This is a genomic window from Dyella sp. ASV21 (assembly GCF_016428975.1).
In the GTDB taxonomy this organism is placed as follows: domain Bacteria; phylum Pseudomonadota; class Gammaproteobacteria; order Xanthomonadales; family Rhodanobacteraceae; genus Dyella.
Genome location: NZ_JAELTT010000004.1, coordinates 77,740 through 99,755, shown reverse-complemented (window position 1 = coordinate 99,755; position 22,016 = coordinate 77,740). Strand labels below are relative to the sequence as shown.

Annotated in this window: 22 protein-coding genes; 16 read left to right on the top strand and 6 right to left on the bottom strand. The window is 65.1% G+C overall.

Translation table 11 applies throughout. The annotated features are described in order from the left end of the window. Nucleotides 1-35 precede the first annotated feature (35 nt). From JHD67_RS02615 to JHD67_RS02600, 4 genes are all read left to right on the top strand, one after another. Complete coding sequence (locus tag JHD67_RS02615; RefSeq protein WP_199097001.1) at nt 36-1,031, top strand: transporter; 996 nt, start codon at nt 36-38, stop codon at nt 1,029-1,031. A 43-nt stretch (nt 1,032-1,074) separates the two neighbouring features. Continuing rightward, entirely contained in the window at nt 1,075-1,830 is a 756-nt protein-coding gene (locus JHD67_RS02610; RefSeq protein ID WP_199096999.1) for a class I SAM-dependent methyltransferase, read from the top strand. A gap of 69 nt (nt 1,831-1,899) precedes the next feature. Next, nucleotides 1,900-3,546 (top strand): acyl-CoA dehydrogenase family protein, encoded by a 1,647-nt coding sequence (locus JHD67_RS02605; RefSeq protein ID WP_199096997.1) that lies wholly within the window; start codon nt 1,900-1,902, stop codon nt 3,544-3,546. Nucleotides 3,547-3,625: 79 nt separating this feature from the next. Next, the gene (locus JHD67_RS02600; RefSeq protein ID WP_199096996.1) at nt 3,626-4,117 is read left to right on the top strand and encodes an asparaginase domain-containing protein; all 492 of its coding nucleotides are present in this window, start codon (nt 3,626-3,628) and stop codon (nt 4,115-4,117) included. Between the two features lie 80 nt (nt 4,118-4,197). On the opposite strand, the gene JHD67_RS02595 is transcribed toward JHD67_RS02600, so the two are convergent. Together JHD67_RS02595 and sufT are read right to left on the bottom strand one after the other, a co-directional pair. Further along, a complete protein-coding gene (locus JHD67_RS02595) occupies nt 4,198-6,870 on the bottom strand; it encodes a protease pro-enzyme activation domain-containing protein (RefSeq protein WP_199096994.1) in 2,673 nt (890 codons plus the stop codon). 941 nt (nt 6,871-7,811) lie between these two features. Then, a complete protein-coding gene (sufT, locus tag JHD67_RS02590) occupies nt 7,812-8,369 on the bottom strand; it encodes a putative Fe-S cluster assembly protein SufT (protein ID WP_199096992.1) in 558 nt (185 codons plus the stop codon). 217 nt (nt 8,370-8,586) lie between these two features. On the opposite strand from sufT, the gene JHD67_RS02585 reads away from it, so the two are divergent. Then, entirely contained in the window at nt 8,587-9,030 is a 444-nt protein-coding gene (locus JHD67_RS02585) for a hypothetical protein (protein ID WP_199096990.1), read from the top strand. Between the two features lie 56 nt (nt 9,031-9,086). On the opposite strand, the gene JHD67_RS02580 is transcribed toward JHD67_RS02585, so the two are convergent. Together JHD67_RS02580 and JHD67_RS02575 are read right to left on the bottom strand one after the other, a co-directional pair. Further along, nucleotides 9,087-10,520, bottom strand: a complete 1,434-nt coding sequence (locus tag JHD67_RS02580) for an NAD(P)(+) transhydrogenase (Re/Si-specific) subunit beta (RefSeq protein WP_199096988.1) — start codon at nt 10,518-10,520, stop codon at nt 9,087-9,089. Continuing rightward, complete coding sequence (locus JHD67_RS02575; protein WP_199096986.1) at nt 10,520-10,825, bottom strand: NAD(P) transhydrogenase subunit alpha; 306 nt, start codon at nt 10,823-10,825, stop codon at nt 10,520-10,522. Before JHD67_RS02575 ends, JHD67_RS02580 begins: the two co-directional genes overlap by 1 nt. A 138-nt stretch (nt 10,826-10,963) precedes the next feature. On the opposite strand from JHD67_RS02575, the gene JHD67_RS02570 reads away from it, so the two are divergent. From JHD67_RS02570 to JHD67_RS02560, 3 genes are read left to right on the top strand one after another with little or no spacing between them, the layout of a single operon-like run. Beyond that, a complete protein-coding gene (locus tag JHD67_RS02570) occupies nt 10,964-11,545 on the top strand; it encodes an RNA polymerase sigma factor (protein ID WP_199097051.1) in 582 nt (193 codons plus the stop codon). After that, nucleotides 11,542-11,925 (top strand): DUF3619 family protein, encoded by a 384-nt coding sequence (locus tag JHD67_RS02565; protein WP_199096984.1) that lies wholly within the window; start codon nt 11,542-11,544, stop codon nt 11,923-11,925. Before JHD67_RS02570 ends, JHD67_RS02565 begins: the two co-directional genes overlap by 4 nt. After that, on the top strand, nt 11,925-12,506 hold the full coding sequence (locus JHD67_RS02560) for a DUF3106 domain-containing protein (RefSeq protein ID WP_233171591.1): 582 nt from the start codon (nt 11,925-11,927) through the stop codon (nt 12,504-12,506). Before JHD67_RS02565 ends, JHD67_RS02560 begins: the two co-directional genes overlap by 1 nt. Before the next feature lie 40 nt (nt 12,507-12,546). On the opposite strand, the gene JHD67_RS02555 is transcribed toward JHD67_RS02560, so the two are convergent. Then, a complete protein-coding gene (locus JHD67_RS02555; protein WP_199096982.1) occupies nt 12,547-13,647 on the bottom strand; it encodes an NAD(P) transhydrogenase subunit alpha in 1,101 nt (366 codons plus the stop codon). 162 nt (nt 13,648-13,809) lie between these two features. Here JHD67_RS02555 and cdd point away from each other — a divergent pair, with 162 nt between their 5' ends. The 8 genes from cdd to JHD67_RS02515 all read left to right on the top strand — a co-directional run bounded on the left by cdd (nt 13,810) and on the right by JHD67_RS02515 (nt 20,350). Next, on the top strand, nt 13,810-14,217 hold the full coding sequence (gene cdd / locus JHD67_RS02550; protein ID WP_199096980.1) for a cytidine deaminase: 408 nt from the start codon (nt 13,810-13,812) through the stop codon (nt 14,215-14,217). A gap of 92 nt (nt 14,218-14,309) precedes the next feature. Then, a complete protein-coding gene (locus JHD67_RS02545) occupies nt 14,310-14,879 on the top strand; it encodes a nitroreductase (RefSeq protein WP_199096978.1) in 570 nt (189 codons plus the stop codon). After that, the gene (locus tag JHD67_RS02540; protein WP_199096976.1) at nt 14,876-15,766 is read left to right on the top strand and encodes a 5'-3' exonuclease H3TH domain-containing protein; all 891 of its coding nucleotides are present in this window, start codon (nt 14,876-14,878) and stop codon (nt 15,764-15,766) included. The genes JHD67_RS02545 and JHD67_RS02540 overlap by 4 nt, the downstream gene beginning before the upstream one ends. 27 nt (nt 15,767-15,793) lie before the next feature. Continuing rightward, a complete protein-coding gene (locus JHD67_RS02535) occupies nt 15,794-16,618 on the top strand; it encodes an AraC family transcriptional regulator (RefSeq protein WP_199096974.1) in 825 nt (274 codons plus the stop codon). A gap of 258 nt (nt 16,619-16,876) precedes the next feature. Continuing rightward, nucleotides 16,877-17,842 carry a DMT family transporter gene (locus JHD67_RS02530; RefSeq protein WP_199096972.1) on the top strand — a complete coding sequence of 322 codons (966 nt, stop codon included), beginning with the start codon at nt 16,877-16,879 and terminating at the stop codon, nt 17,840-17,842. Nucleotides 17,843-17,912: 70 nt separating this feature from the next. Then, complete coding sequence (locus JHD67_RS02525; protein ID WP_199096970.1) at nt 17,913-18,488, top strand: NUDIX hydrolase; 576 nt, start codon at nt 17,913-17,915, stop codon at nt 18,486-18,488. Nucleotides 18,489-18,583: 95 nt separating this feature from the next. Further along, on the top strand, nt 18,584-18,943 hold the full coding sequence (locus JHD67_RS02520; RefSeq protein WP_199096968.1) for a hypothetical protein: 360 nt from the start codon (nt 18,584-18,586) through the stop codon (nt 18,941-18,943). A gap of 210 nt (nt 18,944-19,153) precedes the next feature. Continuing rightward, nucleotides 19,154-20,350, top strand: a complete 1,197-nt coding sequence (locus JHD67_RS02515) for a GGDEF domain-containing protein (RefSeq protein ID WP_199096966.1) — start codon at nt 19,154-19,156, stop codon at nt 20,348-20,350. Nucleotides 20,351-20,380: 30 nt separating this feature from the next. Here the strand turns inward: JHD67_RS02515 and JHD67_RS02510 are convergent, their stop codons facing one another. Continuing rightward, nucleotides 20,381-21,850 carry a DUF4034 domain-containing protein gene (locus JHD67_RS02510; protein WP_199096964.1) on the bottom strand — a complete coding sequence of 490 codons (1,470 nt, stop codon included), beginning with the start codon at nt 21,848-21,850 and terminating at the stop codon, nt 20,381-20,383. Nucleotides 21,851-22,016 lie beyond the last annotated feature (166 nt).

Sequence of the window (22,016 nt, the reverse complement as noted above, 5' to 3'; positions counted from 1 at the left end):
TCCAGCAAACCACTTTTCGGCCTAGCTTGCGCCCCATGAACGGATCGGCACAAGCCTCCCCCGCACCACTAGCGCTGTTGCGACAGCTTGCCGGCGCGGGCCTCCTCGGCCTGCTGCTTTCGCTCGTGGCGCCCCTCCCGGCCTGCTCGCAGGAGCAACCGCAATCGCGTGACGACGCATGGTGGACCGGCCCCATGCTGGCCAACTCAGCCGAAACGCTGCCCCCGGGCCACTTTCTGCTGGAACCCTATCTGTACGACGTACAGAGCAAGGGCGTGGATAGCCTCGGCTCGCGCACCTATCTCAATTACGGACTCGCCAATCGCCTTACCGTCGGCATCATTCCCGTGTTCGGCTACAACCGCGTCAGCGGCGCGCCCGATAGCAGTGGCGTGCAGATGGGCGATTGGACGGTGCAGGCGCAATACCGGCTCACGCAATTCCATGAAGGCAGTTGGTTGCCGACGATTGCGCTGCAGATCCAGGAAACACTGCCCACCGGCAAGTACGACCAGTTAGGCAACCGCCCCGCCAATGGGCTGGGCAGCGGTGCTTACGGCACTACCATCGGCATCAATTCCCAAACGTATCTGTGGTTGCCCAATGGACGCATCCTGCGTGTGCGTTTCAACATCTCCGCCACGTTTTCATCGCGCACCGATGTCCAGGGCGTGAGCGTATACGGCACCGACGCGGATTTCCGTGGGCGCGCGCGGCCTGGCGACAACCTGTTCGCCGACGCCGCCGTGGAGTACAGCCTGAGCAAGCGCTGGGTACTGGCACTGGACCTCACCTACAGCCACAACGGCAGCACGCGAGTGAGCGGCGAGGAGTATCTCGGCAACAGTGATCCTTTCCCGCCCACGACACGACTGGGTAGCGGCACCAGCGCGGCCTTCGGCGTGGCGCCCGCGGTGGAATACAACTGGTCGTCCACTATCGGCTTGTTGTTTGGTGTGCGCGTGATTCCTTCCGGACAACGCACGGCGTCGTCGATAACGCCCGCGTTCGCGCTCAACGTGGTGCATTGAATGTCTCGGGTCCCCGTGCCCGCACTCTTATGCGGAGGTACGCATGAAAGCCTTGAAGCTGCTGGTTGTAGCCATGGTGCTGTTGCCCGTCGCCCGACTCTGCGTGGCGCAGGCCGCACCCGATGTCATCGCGGCGGCCCTCGCCGATACGCAACGCCCGGCGGATGATCGCGCGCAGGACGCCCAGCGCAAGGCCGCCCAAGTGCTGCGCTTCAGCGACGTGAGGCCAGGCGACGTAGTCGTCGATCTCATGCCCGGTTCGGGCTACTACACGCGATTGCTCAGTCGCATCGTCGGCCCCGCCGGCAAGGTGTATGCGCTGCAACCGGTGGAAATGGACAAAGCCGCACCCAAGGGCCTGCAAAGCCTGCATGGCTTTGCAGGCAAGGCACCCTACGCCAACGTGGTCGTGTTGCTGCAACCGGTAAGCGCGATGACGCTGCCCGAGCCGGTGGACCTGATCTTCACCTCGCAGAATTATCACGACCTGCACGATCCCTTTATGGGTTCGCCGGATATCGCCAAGCTCGATCGAGGCCTGTTCGAAGCGCTCAAACGCGGCGGTCGCTTGATCGTACTTGACCACGCCGCCACCGCCGGCAGCGGCCTGCGTAACACCGACGACCTGCATCGCATCGATCCAGCCACCGCGAAGGCCGAACTGCTTGCCGCGGGCTTTCAACTCGATGGGGAAAGCGATGTCCTGCACAACCCTGCGGACGATCACACGTTGGGGATACGCGATCCGTCCTTGCGCGGCCACACCGATCGCTTCCTGCTGCGCCTGCGCAAACCTTAGCGACGCTGCGTCGGTACGCGGGCCCAGGCCGAGCCTATACTCGACCTATCGATCCGCCGAGAACCGACCATGGGTTTCCTGCAAGATCCGCCGCAGCTCGCGCACCCTTATCGCGACGACCGCCTGTTGCTCAGCATGCTCGATCGCGCCCTGCCGCCCGCGCGGCGCGGCGCGCTCGACGCGGATCTGCACGCCCTGGGCGACTACGCACAAATGGCCTGGCAACGCGTGGGCGCCACCAGTCGCCGCAAGCCCGTGCTCACGCAATGGGATGCCTGGGGCCAGCGTATCGATCGCATCGAACTTACCCCCGCCTGGCAGGAAGGCCCACACCTGACCACACGTCATGCCGTGCTCGCCGCCGGGCACGAGGCGAGCGAACACGCGCGACTCGAACAGTTCGCCCGGGTCTATCTCTATCACCTGGCCAGCGAGTTCTACACCTGTCCACTGGCGATGACCGATGGCGCTGCCACCGCACTCAAGGCCTCGGGTAACCAGGCCTTGATGGAGCGGGCCTTACCGCATCTGCTTAGTCGCGACCCCGCCAACTTCTGGCTCAGCGGCCAGTGGATGACCGAGAACGCCGGCGGCTCGGACGTAGGGCGTACCGAAACCCTCGCCCGCCAGGACGCCTCCGGCCAATGGCGCTTGTATGGCCGCAAGTGGTTCAGCTCGGCGGTGGTGGGCGAAGCCGCCCTCGCCCTGGCCCGTCCCGAAGGTGCCGCCAGCGGCCCGGGCGCGCTGGCGCTGTTCTACGTGGAAACCATGGATGGCGCGCGGCGCAAGCCAGAATTGGTGATCGACCGCCTCAAGGACAAATTGGGCACGCACGAATTGCCCACCGCGGAAATCCATCTGGAAGGCCTGCCCGCGTGGCCACTGGGCGAGTTGGGCAACGGCGTGCGCCAGGTGGCGCCCATGCTCAATATCACGCGCACCTGGAATGCCGTGTGCGCCACCGCCAGCATGGCGCGCGCCATCGCCTTGGCCCGCGACTACGCCCTGCGCCGCCACGCTTTCGGCAAACGGCTGATCGACCAGCCGCTGCACGCGCAAACCCTGGCCGACATGCAGGCCGAGTTCGAAGGCGCGTTCGCGCTCACTTTCGAAGTGGCGCACCTGCTTGGCCGCGTGGAGCACGGCACCGCCGCCCCGCATGAGGCGGCCTTGCTACGCCTGCTTACCCCGCTGGCCAAACTGTGGACCGGCAAGCTGGCGGTGCGCCTGTGCTCCGAGGCGCTGGAATGCTTCGGCGGCGCCGGCTATATCGAAGACACCGGGCTCCCCCAGTTGCTGCGCGACGCCCAGGTCTATGCCATCTGGGAAGGCACCACCAACGTGCTTTCGCTGGACAGCCTGCGCGCCCTGGCTGGCGACCAGTTCGGCGCGCTCCAGTTGGCCATCGATGGCTGGCTGGCCGACAGCATCGACGCCCAGGCTCGCCACCACATCCATGCCGCCATGGCCGCCGCCAGCAGCTATCTCGCCACGCATGCGGGCCAACGCGATGCCCTGGAAGCGGGCGCGCGCGGCCTGGCCCTCACCCTGGCGCGCTGCACGGCGGCGGCCTTGCTGGCCCGCCACGACAGCTGGCTGGCACCCCGTGGCGCCGCCCACGCCGGGGCCGCCTTGCGCCGGTTCGTGGGCCATGGCCTGTCGCGCCTGAGCCATGCCGACCCTACCGACACGGCCCTCCTGCTAGGCCCACACTGAGCGGGGCTGCGGACGCCGCGAGCACGGGGAGGCCGCACTCGCTAAAATAGCCGCTTCCCCTACCTCGCGATCACAGACCATGCAGCATCTGACCATCGTCACCACCGGCGGCACCATCGACAAGATCTACTTCGACGACAAGTCGGATTACAAGATCGGCGCCCCGCAGATCGGCGAGATCCTGGGCCAGCTCGGTGTCGCGTTCCAGTTCGACGTGATCCCGATTCTGCGCAAGGACAGTCTGCACATCACCGAGGAAGACCGTGCGCTGGTGCGCTCCACCATCGAGGCGCAGCCGCATCGCCATGTGCTGGTGACGCACGGCACCGACACCATGGTGGAAACGGCGCGCGAGCTGGCCCACATCAAGGGCAAGGTGATCGTGCTTACCGGCGCGCTCAACCCGGCTCGTTTCCAGGGCTCGGATGCGGTGTTCAACATCGGCTGTGCCGTCGCGGCGGTGCAGACGCTGCCCGATGGCGTCTACATCACCATGAACGGCCGCGTGTGGGACCCGGCCAAGGTGCGCAAGAACCGCGACGCCAATCGCTTCGAAGAAGCCAACGGCTGATCGCCCTCGCCTTGACGACAAACGGCCCGGTCATCGCTGACCGGGCCGTTTGCTTTTCAGGGCGAAGGAAGCGCGCCCGATTACTGCACGGTGAGGTTCACGTCATCGAGCACGAACGAAGTCTGCCGCGAGGCATTCTCCGTGCCGGTGAACTTCAGCGTCACCGTCTGCCCGATGTACGCACTCAAGTCGAAGCTGGCCTGCGTATAGCCCGACGCCGCGTTGAGGTTCGAGTACGTCGCCAAGGTCTTGAGCACGGTGCCGCTGCTGTTGAGCACCTGTACGCTGAGCTTGTCGTTCGCAGCCGTCTTGCTGGTTTCGGCGGTGTCGATGTGCAGGTAGAAAGTCAGCTTGGCCGAGCTTTTGCCGCTGGGAATGGCCACGCTTTGCGACACCGTGTCGGTGTGCGTGCTGCCGTAGCCATCCAACCAGGCGAACCAGGTGCCGCTGTGCGCCGTCTCGCCACTGCAGGTGCTGTTGCTGCACAGCACGCCCGAGCTCATCGACCACGGGCTGGCGGTACCGGTTTCAAAACCCGGATTGGCGATGATCTGCTGCGGTGCGCTGGACGTCACCGTTACCGAGGCGGACTTGCTGGAGGTCTTGCCGCTCACGCCATCGGTCACCGTCTCGGTGACGGTATACGTACCCGCCGCCGCGTAGGTGTGACTGGGGCTGGCCGTGGTGGCGGTACCGCCATCGCCGAAGGTCCAGGCGTAGGAGGAAATGCTGCCGCCGCTATCGGTGGAGCTATCGGTGAAGTTCGCCGTGAGGCCGCTGGTGGTGTAACCGAAGTTGGCGGTGGGCGTGCCGCCCGTGCCGCCACCACCGCTGCTGCCGCCCCAGTACTTGGTCACATACGCACTGAACTTGGCGATATCCAGGCTGCCCCAGCCGGTGGTGTTGTCGTAGCCGGCCTTGGCGCTGTAACCATAGCCGTTGTAGCCATTGTTGCCCGAGGTCACGTCATGCAGCGGCGTGGCATCGGTGGGGAAGTACTTGTACATGTTCTGGGTGGGCAGGCCCAGGCTGTTGTTATTGGCCGAGAGGATGCGCGCCCAGATACCCACGAAGATCGGCGAAGCCAGGCTGGTGCCGCCAATCTGGTAACTGGTGCCCTGAATGATGATGTTGGCGCCCGTGGACTGCGCTGCATCGAATGCCAAGTCCGGCACCTGACGCTTGGTTGCGGTGGAACCCAGCGCGGTGGTCTGCCATGCCGGCGCGGTTTCAAACAAGCTCACGCCGCCGCCGGTGGCCCACAGGCGCTGGTTGTTGTCGCCATTGGACGGATCGATGGCCGCCAGGCCTTCGTTCCACACCGTCTCGCCCGTCCAGGTGGTGCCGCTGGTGCTCAGCGTGGTGCCGCCCACCGCCACCACGTTGGGCGACGTGGCCGGTTCGCTCACCGAATAATGGCTAAGCGAAATCTCCACCGTGCCGGCCGAATTGGTGACGTAACCCGGTGCGCCTTCGGTGGGATCGGCCGACCACTGGTACACACCCGCATCGCCCGAAGCGATGGAGAAGGTCTGCCCCTGCGCCACCGCCTGCGCGAAGATCTTGTCGTCGGCCGCCTGGGTGCCTGAGCTGTTGGCGGCGGTTTCGTCCTCGCCCAGCGAAACGTTGATTACCTTCGCCACGTTGTCGGTCACTGCGCGATTGTAGGCAGCGGTGATGGCCGCGTCGGTAAGGCAGCTGTCGTTCGCATCGCAGTTGGGCGCGGTATAGAACACCAGCGTATTCACGCCACCGGAGGTGCCCGTGATGGTCTGGCTGTCCAGGTTCCACTCGCCGTCGCCATTGGGGTCGTCCGCGTACGCGCTGGTGCCCGTCTTCACCACCTTGGTGTTGACCTTGCTCAGGCCCGCATTGGTGGTGAAGGTGTTGAGGTCGGTAATGGTCTGGGTGAGGTCACCCCAGGTGACGATACCCACCGTGGTGTTGGACGCGGTGGGCGTGCTGCCCACGTCGTAGATCGCGGGGAAATCCTGTGGGTTGTGCGACACCTGGCTGCCGGTGGCCTGGATGCCCACGGCTTGCGTGCCCGCGTGCGGCGTCGGCCCCAGGATGCGATGCATGGTGTGCGGCACATTGAAGTTCTGCAGACCCAGTACCGCATCGACGATACCCCCCAGCGCCTGCGGCACCTGCACCGGCGCATCGTTGGCGATGCGCTGCTTGCCGCCATAGGCGAAGGTACGCAGGGTAGTGCGGAAAGCCGCGCTCACCGTCGTGGCATTGCCGTCGGCCGACACCAGCAGGTTGTTGCCCGCGATGTGCACGTTGGTGAAACCCGCCTGGCGCAGATGCGCGGCGACTTGGGCCACGTCGGCGTCGCTCGGCGCGTAACGTGCCTTGAACTGCGCCGGGGTGAGGAAATGGTGGAACTGGGCGCTGGTGGGGTCGTTCACCGCCTGAAGAAAGCCGCGCAGCTCATCCACGTTGCGCAGGTTCAGGCTCAACTCCACATGCACCGGCTTACTGGCTTCCAGCGGCGACACCAGGGCCGCGTCCACGGTGGGCGCGCCGTGCATGCTCAGGGTCCAGCCCGGATGCGCCACGGAGGTCGTGGCCGCCGTGGTCGCGGCGGTGGCCGGCGCGGCCGCCTTCACCATGGCAGCCTGGGTGCGCGTGGTCACCCATGTGTCAGCGCTGGCCGCGTGCACCGAGCCGGCCATGGCGAACGAAACCGCCAGCGGCAACAACGCCTGGCGCAGAGCTTTTCCCCGAAAATCGATACGAACAGTCATTCATGTCTCCTTGACGTTTTTTGAGAACAAACCTCCCCGATGCGGTGCGACGCACCACATGCTCGGGTTGCCGTGAGAGCACGGCATCAGCTTTCGTGACTGTCTTGCGATCCGATTGGCGCCTGGACTTGCGCTACCCCTGCACTCCCTAGAACAGCAAGTCCGGCTCAGACTTCGTCGAGCGGCACGCATCCGTTAAAAACCGGTGCTGACGCCGCCATGGGACCATCCGTCAACCCTCCCGCTCACGGATTAATTGACGCTAATCAAGAAAATTCGAAGCGTCAATGCGAAAAAACCGCTTTGGCGAAAGCCATCACGCAAGCAAATAAATGCGAAACCCAATAACAAAATCGCCATTACTTGCGTTATGAATCAAGGCTTTCACCAAACCTTCCTTTCACTGGAAAGTACGTATTTGCCATTGGATTCATTGCACTAGACAAAATGGTCATATGCTTATGACCATTTACTCGACTACTCGCAAAACCGCATGGCGCGGTGATTATCTCGATCTGAATCGAGCATGCCCGTCGAGTAATGTTGCGGATGGCGCAGCGACCATCGGCGAATTAATTTGCGAATACCGATGCGACGAAGCGTATAACACGCCCCGACAAACCTAAACGGTAATTAAATTTCGCTCACCGAATGCTTTCCCTAGAGCGCCGTTGCGACGCTCCACCAGCGATGCGTTCGCGTGGATGGACCCGACGTGAGATGGCTTAGAGCCGACCCTTGAACCGCCGCTTTTCGCGCTTCAACCGCTCAATCGCCACGTCAGCAGCCCCCACCGCACCCGACCATGGGCACGTTGATGTGGACCAGGCCGCACGGCGAGCGCGGCGCGGCGCGGCGCGGCCCACGATCGTGGGGAATAAGGCGTTGGAAAGTGGCCTGCCCGGCCACTTCCTCGCCGGGAAACGATGCGGAACCGTCGCTTAGAGCATGCCCGTTTCAAGCTTGGCGACATCGGACATCATCGAGTGATTCCACGGCGGATCGAACACCAAGTCCACATCGGCCTCGGCCACGGTGGGAATCAACTCCAGCTTGGTGCGCACGTCGTCCACCAGGATGTCGCCCATGCCGCAGCCCGGCGCGGTCAGCGTCATCTTTACGTAGACCTTGCGCTGGTCGGACGCCACATTCTCCAGGCTCACGTCGTAGACCAGTCCCAGCTCCACCACGTTGATCGGAATTTCCGGGTCGAACACGGTACGCAGCTGCTGCCATACCAACGCTTCCACGTCGGCATCGGTGGCGTCCGCCGCCAACTCGATCGGCGGAGGGGGCTCCTTGCCCAGCGCGTCGGCGTCGTTTCCGGCGATGCGGAACAGGTTGCCCTCCACATACACCGTAAAGCTGCCACCCAGCGCCTGGGTGATATAGCCGATCTGGCCCGCGGGCAACGTCACCGACTCCCCTTGCGGCACCATGACTGCCTGACAGTCGCGCTCCAGGGTGAAAGGCTCGCTGCTAAGACTGAAACCACTCATGCCAAATCTCTTCCAAGGGCACGACAACCGGCCGCGCCAAGCTCGCTATTATGCCGCCTGACAGGCGGGCATGCCCGCTCACATCAGGCCGGAGCGGGCCAAACTCAAGGGCCGGAGCGGCCCAATCCGACATCGGGCCCGGGCATGTCCGCGCTATGATGGTCCTTTTTACGTTCGGACCCACCGTGCCTTTCACCCTGTCCACGTTCCGCCAGCCATGAGCGCACGGCGTGTCTTTTCCTGGGGCTTCGCCCTGATCAGCGCCCTTGCGCTGGGCCTGGCCGCTGGGGCGGTATGGATGGTGCCCACCCTGTACCTGCAACGCCCGCTGCCCTGGCTGGCGTTGCTGATCGGCTGGGCGCTGGGCAAGGTCATGCGAGCCTGGGTACGCCCCTCTGGCGCGGGAGCCGCTCTGCTCGCCGGGCTGGCAGTGCTGGTGGCAGCGGTCTATGTGAACCTGCTCACGGCGGGCGCGCGTATTGCCGGCCTGATGGGCCTTGGCCTGGTCGATGCCCTGCGCACGGCCGGCCTGGGGCTGCTGCTGCAGTTGAGCAAGCTCGGCGGCCTGACGACCGACTACGGTTGGTACGCAGCCGGCGCTGGCCTGGCGGCTGTCGCGGCGATCCGGGCCGGCGCCAAGCGCCCCCCCGCTCGCGACTGAAGCCTCGGGTGGCAAGGCAAGACATCTACCCTCGCCGAGGCCTTGATTCAGCTGCGCTAGACGTCCAGCGTCTTCAGCTCCGCCACCAGCTGGCCCGCCGCGGCCTGGCCGTCGCCATAGAGCATGCGCGCGTTATCGGCATAGAACAGCGCGTTCTCGATACCCGCAAAGCCGGTGCCCTTGCCGCGCTTGACGACGATCACCTGCTTGGCCGCCGCCACGTCCAGGATCGGCATGCCGTAGATCGGTGACGCCGGATCGGTCTTGGCCAGCGGGTTCACCACGTCGTTGGCGCCGATAACCAACGCCACATCGGTATTGGGGAACTCGGGGTTGATGTCATCCATGTCGGCGATCAGATCGTACGGCACGCCCGCCTCGGCCAGCAGCACGTTCATGTGGCCCGGCATGCGGCCGGCCACCGGATGAATGGCAAACTTCACCTTCACCCCACGCTCGATCAGCAGCTTGGCGAACTCCCACACCTTGTGTTGCGCCTGCGCCACGGCCATGCCGTAGCCCGGCACGATCACCACGCGCTCGGCGTAGGCCATCATCACCGCCGCGTCGCTCGCCTCGATCGGCTTTTGGCTGCCGCCGATGGCCTGGGCCTCCGCCCCGGCCGCCGCGCCAAAGCTGCCGAACAATACGTTGCCGATGGAGCGGTTCATCGCCCTGGCCATCAGCTGGGTCAGCAAGGTGCCCGCCGCACCAACCACCGTGCCGGCGATGATCATCGCCTCGTTCTGCAGCACGAAACCCTCAAACGCCACCGCCAGGCCGGTAAACGCGTTGTACAGCGAGATCACCACCGGCATGTCGGCGCCGCCGATGGGCAGGGTCATCATCAGCCCGAACAGCAGCGCCAGCACGAAGAAGCTGACGATCAGCGGCATGCTGAGCTGCCCCCCGGCGATCATCGCGCCCAACACCACGGCCCCGGCCAGCACCAACAGGTTGATTACCCGCTGGCCGGGAAACACGAAGCGCTTGTCCAGCCACCCTTGCAGCTTGGCGAAGGCGATCAGCGAACCAGAAAAACTCACCGAGCCGATCAGGGCGCCCAGCACCGCCAGCGTCAACTGGGCCGCCCCCGGGGTAGCCGCGCCGTTGGCGGTGAATTGGCCGCCATCGAGCAACGTGACCGAGTTGCTGGCGTAGCTGAACAGCTCCGCGGCGCCGATGGCCGCCGCCGCGCCACCGCCCATGCCGTTGTAGAGGGCCACCATCTGCGGCATGGCCGTCATCGCAACCCGGCGCCCTGACCACCAGGCCGCCGTGACGCCAATGAGCACCGCCGCCAGGATCAGCCCCCGGTTATGGATGTCCGGCAGGGCGAAGGTCGCCAGCACCGCCACCAGCATGCCCACGCCCGCCCAGACGATGCCGCCCCGCGCCGTGCGCGGCGAGCTCATCCGCTTGAGACCGAGAATGAACAGCAGGGCAGCGAGGAAGTAACAGGCCTTGATCACCATCGGCAGCCAGGCCATTACTTGGACTCCTTGCTTACGGCGGGCTTGCTGGCCTTGAACATCTCCAGCATGCGCTCGGTCACCACGTAGCCGCCGGCCGCGTTGCCGGCGCCCAGCAGTACGCCAAGAAAGCCGATGACCAGCTCGAAGGTGGTCTGGGCATGCCCTAGCGCAATCATGGCGCCGACCAGCACAATGCCGTGAATGAAATTAGAACCCGACATCAACGGCGTGTGGAGAATCACCGGAACCCGCGCGATGATCTCGTACCCCGTGAAAGCGGCCAGCATAAAGATGTAAAGCGCCAGGAACCCGTCGATCATGACCCCTCCCTGCCCGGACATCGTTGTCCCCGCATCATACGGACGCGGGTCAACCTGCGCGAGCCTTGAGCGTTGATGCACAAGGACGAACCGATGGAGTCACAGGATGCCCTGTCCGGCGAATTGGACGATGACGTCATGAGTAGCGTCGTCTCCACCCTGGATGCCGACCTGCTGACCGATACACGCGCAGTGCCGGCTTCGATGGATGCGTTTCTGGCGCAGGTGGAACGTCGCGCCTTCCGCATGGCCGAGTTGAACCTGGGCCATCGGGAAGACGCTCTGGACGCCGTGCAGGACGCCATGCTGCGGCTGGTCAAGCATTACGGCGACAAACCGCCGCAGGAATGGACACCCCTGTTCTGGGGCATCCTGCGCCGTCGCATTGTGGATTTACAGCGTCGCCGCAAGGTGCGCTCGATCATGGTCAACTGGCTAGGTGGCCGTGATGAAGATGGCGAGGAACTGCCCGCCTGGGACCCAGCGGATACCTCGCCTGGCCCACTCGAGCGCTTACACGACTCGCAGTCGTACGCGGACATGGCAGCAGCCGTGAAAAAGCTGCCCCAGCGCCAGCGCGAAGCTTTCATGCTGCGCGTGCTGGAGGGCCTGGATGTGGCGGAGACCGCACAGGCCATGGGTTGTTCGGAAGGGAGCGTAAAAACACACCTGTCGCGCGCGCTGCAACGCTTGCGTGACCTACTGGAGGAATGGCGATGAAAGCGCCTGATAACCACCTCGAACGCCGCGCCCGTGAGCTCTACCGCGAAGCGGCCCATCAACTCGATCCGGCCACGGCGGCCCGGTTGCGGGCGGCCCGTCGCGCGGCACTGGCCGGTGCCGAAGGTTCCTCGCTCGCCCATCGCCTGCTGCAGCTCTTGCTGCCGGCCGGCGCCTTCGCCGCCATCGCCTTTGCCGCGCTGATGTTCTCGGCGCCGGTGGAGGGTCCGGCGGGTGCGGGCACAGGTACATCTGCCATCGCCACCGACAGCGATAGCGAGCTGCCGCCGGATGCGGCCGCCGCCGACCCCACGCTGTACCAGAACATGGACTTCTATGGCTGGCTGGCGAAGAACGGTGACAGCCAGGCGAGCCGTTGATGATGTATCGACCTCGACTTTATGCGTTTCTGTTGCTCGCAAGCCTGCTGGGAGGTACCGCGTCGACCGCATTCGCACAGAACCTGCCGCCACCGCCGCCGCCCCCACCGGGCATGCCGCCCGGGCCGCCGCCGGCAGCGCGCCCGTGGAGCAGCCTCTCGCCCAGCGAGCAGGATGTGCTCAAGCCGCTGGCCGACAAATGGAATACGTTTCCGCCGGAGCGGCAGGCGCGCATGCTGCAACGCGCACAGCAATGGAAATCGTTGCCGCCGCAACAGCGCGAGGAAATCCGTCAGCGCATCGACCAGTGGCAGAAAATGACACCGGAGCAGCGCGAACAGGCGCGCGAGAACAGCCGCCGTTTCCAGGAGCTGCCGCCGGCCGAGCGTGACCGCTTGCATGCGGCGTTCCAGCATTTTCAGCAGTTGCCGCCCAACCAGCGTGAGCAATTGATGCGCCAGTGGCGTCAGGAAATGCGCGACGCGCCGCCGCCCTTCCCTGGTGGCGGTGGCCCGCACGGTCCGGGGCCGCGCGCTCCCGGGCCGCATGGCGGGGGTCCGCACAGCCCGCCCAAGTTCTAAAGAAAACCCCGCTTCGGCGGGGTTTTCCTTGCGCGTTAACTCACCCCTGGAAATGCGGCTCGCCGTTACGCGTAATGCAACTCTTGGCGATGAGTTCGTCGGTGAAATCCGGCGCCAGCGCACTGTCGTGCACCAGTAGTTCCACGAAGTTGTACACGTTGCGCGCATACATCTCCGACGCATGCAGCGGTGCACCCGCCGGCACGTTGAGCGGCCCCAGGATCACCACGCCGCCGTGTTCCACCCGTTCGCCGGGACGGGTCAGCTCGCAATTGCCGCCGCCCTCCGCCGCGAGATCCACGATCAACGCGCCCGGCTTCATGCCATCGACCATGGCCGCGCTGAGAATCTTCGGCGACGGTCGCCCGGGCACGGCCGCGGTGGTCACGATCACATCCACTTGCTTGAGGTGATCGGCCAACGCCTGCTGCTGCGCGGCGCGCTCTTGGACGGACAACTCGCGCGCGTAACCGCCGCTGCCCGCCGCGCTCACGCCCAGATCCAGGAACTTGGCACCCAGCGACTCCACCTGTTCGCGGGTTTCCGGACGCACATCGTAGCCTTCGGTCTGCGCACCCAGACGCCGTGCGGTGGCAATCGCCTGCAAGCCTGCCACGCCCGCGCCAATCACCAGCACGCGAGACGGGCGTATCGTGCCCGCCGCCGTGGTAAGCATGGGGAAGAATTTGGTCGCCGCTTCCGCGGCAATCAGCACGGCGCGATAGCCGGCCACCGCCGCCTGCGAACTCAACACATCCATGGCCTGGGCACGCGTGGTGCGCGGCAGCAGCTCCAGCGCAAACGCCGTCAGGCGTCGCTTGCCCATCGCCACGATGCGCGCCGCCGCACCGTAAGGCCGCAATTGCCCCACCACGATGGCGCCCTCGCGCAGGCGCGGCCATACCTCATCGTCGGGCGGCAGCACGCAGGTCAGCACGTCGGCCTGGGCCAGCACGCTCTCGGCATCGGCGAAATCGACCTCCGCATAGGCGCTGTCGGGAAAGCCCGCCGCCTCGCCCGCGCCACGCTGCAGCAGCACGCGCAGTCCCTTGCCCTGAAACTTCTTCGCCATCTCCGGCGTGATCGCCACCCGGCGTTCGCCAGCGGCGGATTCGCGCAATGCAGCCACGGTGATCGGCATCGTGCATCCCCTGCGGAAAGGTCTCCGCATCCTAGCCCAAGCCCCGCGCCGCAAACCACCTGCCACTTGCGGAGCGCGCGCCAACGGAGTTAACTGGCGCGCCACCGGTATCGATGCCGCTCCGGCGGCCACGACGATGGGGGTCCCGCCATGGAGATCCCGATGACCGTAGTCGTTGTTCCCAATGAGCTGATGAGCATGGCGCGCCAGGCGCGCGACAAGGCTTACGCACCGTATTCCCACTTTCTCGTCGGCGCGGCGCTGATAACCCACGACGGCCGCCATTTCACCGGCTGCAACGTCGAAAACGCCTCGTACGGCCTGTGCAATTGCGCCGAACGCACCGCGCTGTTCACCGCCATGGCGGCGGGCTGTAAACCCGGCGATTTCGCTGGCCTGGCCGTTATTGGCGACACCCCCACCCCGATCAGCCCCTGCGGCGCCTGCCGCCAGGTGATGGCCGAACTGTGCGACGACGCCATGCCGGTTTGGTTGGGCAATCTGGACGGCGCCTTGCAGGAAACCACCGTGCAAACCCTGCTGCCGGGCTCGTTCCGACTGGCCAGCTGAGCGTGCATGCGGGGCCGGCACCGGCCGGCCTCACTTCACGCGCTTCTCTCCCGGGGGTTAGCATGCCGCCTTTGCTTTCCCCGGAATTCCCCATGCCCCATCCTCTGTCTTTGCTCCAGCAGCGTCACTCGGTCCCCTCGCGCCAATTGGGCGCGCCGGCGCCGGAAGGCGATGTGCTGGAAGCCCTGCTCGCCACCGCCATCCGCGTGCCCGACCACGGCAAGCTGGTGCCATTCCGACTGATCCTGTTGCGCGGCGATGCCAAGCTGGCGTTCGGCGCCAAGCTCGCCGCACTCTCGCTGCGGGTTAATCCGGACATGCCCGAATCCAAGCGCGAGAAAGATCGCACGCGCTATGACTTCGCCCCGCTGGTAGTCGCCGTGATCGCGCACCTGGACCCTAGCAGCAGCGTGCCGGTGATCGAGCAACAGCTCAGCGCCGGTTGCGTGGCCTATAACCTGCTGCTCGGCAGCGAGGCCTTGGGCTTTGGCGCGCAATGGCTCACCGGCTGGGCGGCCTACCATCGCGAAGTGGCCGACCTCCTCGGGCTGGGCGAACACGAACAGGTGATCGGCTTCGTGCATATCGGCACGGCCCAGATCGACGTACCGGATCGCGATCGTCCCGCCGTGAATGATCTCGTCAGCGTGTGGGCGCCATGAGCCGTCCAGCCGTCCATTTGATCGACGGAAGCCTGTACGTGTTTCGCGCCTGGCATTCGATGCCCGACGAGTTCCACGATACCGATGGCCACCCCGTAAACGCCGTGCATGGCTTCACCCGCTTTCTGTGCGAGCTGCTGGAGCGGGTCAAGCCCGAGCACCTGGCCGTCGCCTTCGATGCCTCGCTCACCACCTCGTTCCGCAACGGCATCTACCCTGCGTACAAAGCCAACCGTGAGTTGCCGCCACCCGATCTTGAGCGGCAGTTCGTGCTGTGCCGCGAAGTTACCGAGGCGCTTGGCGTCACGGTGTTGATCGATCACACCTACGAAGCGGACGACCTTATCGGCAGTGCGCTGTGGAGCTTCCGCGGCCACGGTTTTCGCAGCGTAATCGTGTCGGCCGACAAGGACTTCGGCCAACTGCTGGGCGAAGACGACGAACAGTGGGACTACGCCAAGAACACGCGCTGGGGACCGGCCGGCGTGCTCGAGCGCCTGGGCGTGCACCCGCACCAGGTGGCCGATTACCTCGCCCTGTGCGGCGACGCGGTGGACAACATTCCCGGCGTGCCCGGCATCGGCGCCAAGACCGCCGCCGCGCTACTGGCCCATTTCGGCAGCCTCGACGACCTGCTCGATCGCGTGGACGAAGTGTCGTTCCTGCGTTTGCGCGGCGCCGCCAGTTGCGCCGCCAAGCTACGCCAGCATGCCGATGCGGCGCGCCTGTACCGCAGGCTGACCCGCATTGCGCTGGATGCCCCGGTTGCCGCCGATGTCAACACACTGCGCCGTCAACCCGGCACAGCGGCGACCGTCGATGCCTTGTGCGAACGGCTGCGCTTTGGGCCGCTGACGCGCACGCGACTGAAGTCGCTGGTCGGTTGATACGCGCGCCGCGCTAGCATGCCCGCCATGCAAGGCGTTCCCGACACGTTCTCCTCCACCCATGATGCCGCCCAGTTCCGGCTGGCCGCGCATCGCCCTGGCGTAGAGCTGTATCGCGCGCATATCGTGCGGCATGCGTTCGAGCCACATGCCCACGACGGCTTTGGCCTGGGTGCGATCGAGGCGGGTGTGGAACGCTTTCGCTATCGCGGCGCGGACCATCTCGCCCCACCAGATTCGCTGGTAACGATGAATCCGGAGGAACTGCACACCGGACGTGCCGAAACTGCGGGCGGTTGGCGCTATCGCATGCTCTACATCGAAGCCACGGCCGTGGCACAGATCACCGACGAGCCCGGCTGGTGGTTCAGCGATGCCGTGCACGAACACCCGGACCACGCGCAACGCGTCTCCGGCCTGCTCGACGGGCTTTGGCACGCGCGCGAGCCTCTGGCCTTCGACAGCCTGCTGTTCGAATTGCTCGCGCTGTTCCGCCAGCATGCACGCACGCCTCCGAACGCGCCAACCGCGGGTGCCATGCGCTTCGCGCCGGTGCTGGACTATCTGCACGCGCATCTCTCCCAACGTCTCACGCTGGAAGAGCTGGCCGCCGTTGCCGGGCTCAGCCCATTCCATTTCCTGCGCCAGTTCCGGGCGCAGCATCACGCCACCCCACAACAGATGTTGATGGCATTACGTCTCTCCGAAGCCAAGCGACAGCTTTCACACGGAGCACCCGCGGCGCACGTGGCGGCAGCCGTGGGTTTGGCCGATCAGGCGCATCTGACGCGTGCGTTTTCACGCCGGTATGGGGTGACGCCGGCGAGGTATCAGCGAGAGTTGCGCCGGTAGATGGTGCAACCGCAACGTAAGCCCCCCCCTCTCCCATCCCGTCATCCCTGCGCGCTGCGAAAGCAGAATCCAGCGCCGCTGCGCTTGTTGTGGCGACACCGCCAGACCCAAAGCGAAAGTCGCTGGATCCCCGCTCTCGCGGGGATGATGACCCAGGCTTGCCCGAGGCCGGGTTACCTGCGTGTCGCACCCGCCCCCAGCAGCCCCACCGCAATCTCGTACAAGACATCCACCCAGCGGCACCCCACGCTATCACCCATGTGGACTGGAACCCTCTACGCGCTTGCCGCCGGCCTTATGTGGGGCCTGGTCTTTATCAGCCCCTTGCTGCTGCCCGGCTACCCAGCCGCCCTGCAATCGGTAGGGCGCTACCTCGCGTTTGGACTGATTGCCCTGCCGCTGGCATGGATGGATCGGCGCGCGCTGCGCCAACTCCAGCGTGTGGATTGGATAGAAGCGCTGAAGCTCGCCGCCGTGGGCAACCTGCTCTACTACCTGTGCCTGGCCAGCGCCATCCAACTGGCTGGCGCGCCGTTGCCCACGATGATTATCGGCACCTTGCCGGTGGTGATCGCGGTGAGCGCGAACCTGCGCGATGCGCATCGCGATGGCCGCCTGCCCTGGCTCGGTTTGCTGCCGTCATTGTTATTGATCGGGGCTGGCATCGCCTGCGTCAATCGCGCTGAATTGAATGACTTGGCGCTGCCGACCCATGCCGAACTGTGGCGTTATGCGCGCGGCGCCTTGCTGGCCTGCGGCGCGGTGGTGTGCTGGACGTGGTATCCGCTGCGCAATGCGGATTGGCTGCGTGCGCATCCAGAACGACACCCGCGTACCTGGGCTACCGCGCAGGGGCTGGCCACGCTGCCGCTGGCACTGCTCGGCTATGCCGTGGTGTGGTTGTTCCTCCATCTGCGTGGCGACCCGTTCGCCATGCCGTTCGGGCCGCTGCCCTGGCGCTTCGTGGGTCTGATGGCGACGATTGGCTTGTTCGCCTCCTGGCTGGGCACGCTGTGCTGGAACGCCGCCAGCCAGCGCTTGCCAACCGCACTGGCCGGGCAATTGATCGTATTCGAAACCCTCGCCGCGCTGGGCTACGCATTTGCGCTGCGCGGACATGCGCCGGGGCCGCTGACCCTGGCCGGCGTCACGCTGCTGGTGGCGGGTGTGGCATGGGCGGTGCGCGTGCGGCCGCGTCCGGTGGAGCTGCACGTCGGCGAATGACGCGCCCTGGTTGTAGCTGACACATCGGCACGGCACCATGCGGGCTTCCCTTACCGCCCCGGTCACGCTCATGACTTCTACGCACAGCGCCATTCCCACCGACGCCAGCGCCCCCGAGGAAACCCTTTATGTGGGCCGCTGGCTGAGCCTGCGCAAGCGCGGGCGCTGGGAATACGCCGAACGGAACAATCCCGGCGGCGCCGTGATCATTCTGGCAGTGACGCCCGAAGACAAGGTGCTGTTTGTCGAGCAGTACCGCGTGTCCATCCTCAAGAACACCATCGAAATGCCCGCGGGACTGGTCGGTGACCTGCACGATCATGGCGACGAGGACGCGCTGCTGGCGGCCCGTCGCGAGCTGGAAGAGGAAACCGGCTACCGCTGCGAACGCCTGGAGTTCGTGCATGAAGGCCCGTCGTCCTCTGGCATGAGCACGGAAATGATCGCCTTTGTACGCGCCTGGGATCTGACCAAGGTGGGCCCCGGGGGCGGCGACGAATCGGAAAACATCGTGGTGCACGAAGTGCCCCGCAAAGAGGCTGGGCAGTGGCTGTTTGCCCGCGCGGCCGAGGGCTATTCGATCGATCCCAAGCTATTCGCCGGCCTATGGTTCATCGAGCACACCGACCTGCTCGCCCGTCGCTGAACGCAACTCCATGCGCTGGCTAAAGAATCAGGCAAAGCCGCCGATGTTGTTCTCGTCGCACCCCTTTTTCGACTTGAACTTTCGACGGACTCCACATGAAGACCCTGATTGCCTCTGCCTTGCTGCTGTTCGCCCCGCTGGCCGCCCACGCCTGCGCGCCCACGGATTTCGCCGTGGAAGGCTTCAAGATGAAAGTCGTCGGCTCCGGTATGGGCGCCCGTCTGAGCCTTGCCGGCCAGTTGGTGAACCATTGCTCGCAGCCCGCCGCCGCGCAGATCTCCATCGACGCCAAGGACGGCACCGGCAAGGTGCTGCAGTCCAAGAAGGGCTGGCCCGCCGGCACCACCAACATCGCGCCGGGCCAGTCGGTGGATTTCGATCTGGGCCGCCTGTTCCGCTTCGATCCTGAAATGCAGTCCTACACCGTCGGCGTGGCCGACGTGCGGACCTGGTAAGCCCGCCTACTTCTGCCGTTGCTTTGATTCGAGGCCCCCTCCGGGGCCTCTTTTTTTGGCCCGACGCCCCATTTTGTGACACAGTTCAAGTTTCGAAAAATCTGCCGATAAACTGGTGCATAACGGCGGAAGCGTCGATCCGCGGGCCTCGGCCTAGGCCCATCACACCTCTTGCGCAAGACGAGAGGCGTAGCGGCATGAGGGAGAGCGATGCATCTCGACATTCCCACCCTGACCTTCGTCAGCTTGCTGATGGGGATATCCGCCACGCTGGGCTTCACCGCCCTGATCAGCGTGCTGCATAACCAGGGGGTATTGCGCATCTGGGTCGCCAGCATGTGGATCGCCATGGTCGGGGTGATGTTGATCGGCTTTCGCAACAAGATTCCCGACCTTTTTTCGATCGTGCTCGCCAACGCCCTCCTGGTCACCGCCAACGTGCTAACCCTCAAGGGTATCGCCCAGCACGTGGGGCTCGCCTTTCGATGGCGCTGGCCCGGTTGCTTCATCCTGGCCTATAGCGGTTGCCTGGCCTGGTTCGCCTATGTGGTACCGGACCTGAGTACCCGCCTCACCATTGGCAGCTTGCAGGCCATGGCCTTCAACCTGGCTTATGCGTACCTGCTGCTGCGCTACGGCGAGCCGTCCATTCGCACCAGTTGCCGCATCGCCGCCGCGGTAATGTTCATGAACGCGGGTTTTTACCTGGTACGCGTATTCATGCCAGTCGATCCCCATGCGGGACAGGACATCATGATGGCCGGCACACCGGTGGCGGCTACTTATGTCGTGGGCATCATCGCCGGCATGGCGACGTACTTTGCGTTGCTGCAACTCATCACCGAGCGCCTGATGGTGGATCTGCGCCGCGCCGCGCATACCGATGGACTCACCGGCCTGCTCAACCGCAGCGCCATCGTGGCCAAGGGGCGCGCCAGTCTGGAGCGCGCGGCACAGCGGGGGCAGCCGTTCTCCCTGATCATCTTCGACCTCGATTACTTCAAGCAGATCAACGATCGCTGGGGCCACGACGCTGGCGACGCGGTGCTGCGTCATGTCACTACCGTGCTGCGCGAGCATGTGCACTGGCCCGGCCTCCTTGCCAGCCGCTATGGCGGCGAGGAATTCGTGCTCGCCCTGCCCGATGCCACCCTTGAACAAGCCCTGGCGATTGCCGAACGGCTACGCCAGGCGCTGGCCCATTCGCATGCGCGCGTCGACCATCACGCCATCCCGGTGACGGCAAGCATTGGCGTGGCCGCGGCACGGCCCGGCACCCGCTTCGAACAATTGGTGCGCCAGGCGGACGAAGCCATGTACCGCACCAAGTTCGATGGTCGCAATGGCGTGAGTACCGCCAACCCCGACGATTTCCGTTTCGCCGAAGTCGGTAACTCGCGCTGCTGACGTAGGCGACAAAGCGCCTCGCCACCCGCCTTACGAATGCGGCGGTTTCGCCGGCTCTTTCATGGCCAGCATCTGCTGCACCAACTGCTGCTTGCTAGGGTCCTGGCCAAACCGCGCCTGAAAGTCCGCAATGGTCTGATCCAGGCCGTCACGGGGTTGCTCCTTCTGGATGGCCGCACGCATAAACCAGCCATTCGGATTGTCCGGTGCCAATTGCAGCATGCGGTTGGCAACCTCCCACCCCTTGTCCCAATCGTGCATATCGTTGATGTAGATATCGCCCATGGCGGACAGCGTCCACGCATCAGAGGGGTTTAAGCGCAACGACTGCTCCAGATCGGCAAGCGCTGGGGCCGACTGACCCAGCATGCGCCGTGCTTGTCCTCGCACGGCGTAGGCATTGGCGTCCTGCGGCCCCAACTTCACCAGCGCGTCGCCTTCGGCCAGTGCCCAGTCGGTTTCGCCCAGCCGAAGCAACCCATAGGCGCGGCCCTGCCGATGCTGGAGCTGGCTGGGATCAAAGCGCAGCAGCTCAGAGCGGTAGATCACCGATAACGCCGCATTGTCTCGGTCGGCAGCAGCCCAACCGGCGCTCATCAGCATATTTAACGGCGGCGCCTCGGCGAACACCGTGCGATAGAGTGTGAATTCTCCTTGCTCATCGCAACGACAGTTCTCCACGTAATCCTCGCCGCCACTGCGTTCTGACAACAGCAGGAGCAGCAACGGGTTCTCGGCCGCATGACGCTGAGCATCGTCAATCACGCGCTGCATCTGCTCCACGCTACCGCCCCACTTGGGCTGACTGCCCCACACCAATCGCGCATAGATGGGGAAATTCGCCGGGTCCATCGCCAGCGCACGCTTGGCCGCGCTGACGCCGTATGCGCTATCGCTATCGAGCGTGGCGGCATAGAGCATGGCGCCATAGGCCGGCGTCATCTTGGGATCGAGCTCAACGGCACGGTCCAGATCCGTTCTCGCCTGCTCCAGCAAGCGATGCATTGCCTCGAAGTTGCTCTGCGGCGTCTCCGACACGTAATTACCGCCACGTTGACGCTGGGCCATCGCCACGTACGCCACGCCGCTGGCGGCGAGTGCGTAGGGGCTGTCCGGCGCCTGCCGCTTCCACGCATCCATCAGCGCGCGCGTGTCCGCCGAGCCATCACGAAAAATATGGTTATAGGTGGCGTCCAGCAGGCCGGGTATACCGGTGCGATTGAGCTGGATTTCCTTGGCGCGCGCGAGCTGCGCCTCCAGTTCGGCTACATGCCCTTGCTCGATCCAGTCGCGCGCTTGCGCCAGGGTTACCACCGGGTCCAGCAGGTAATGGCAATACGCCGACGTGACCGCCTTGGACCAGTGCAGTCCCGGAGGCTCCGGATAGGCAAGGCATCGCTGCAAGGGATCCTCGATAGCCTCGGCTTTGCGAGCCGCCTCGAGAAACGCATGGTATTCCGCCTCGCTGTAAGGCGGCACCACCACATGAACGCGCCGCATTGACTGCACGGCAGCCGCCATATCCTGTGGCTCCGACGCTGAGGGGGTCGCATTCCGAAACCATACCGCTCCACCGAGCGCTCCCCCCACGGCGACCAATCCGGCCGCCAACAACCAAGCTATCCGCGCCATCACTCCCTCCCTGATCGTCGACCCGGTGGCCGTC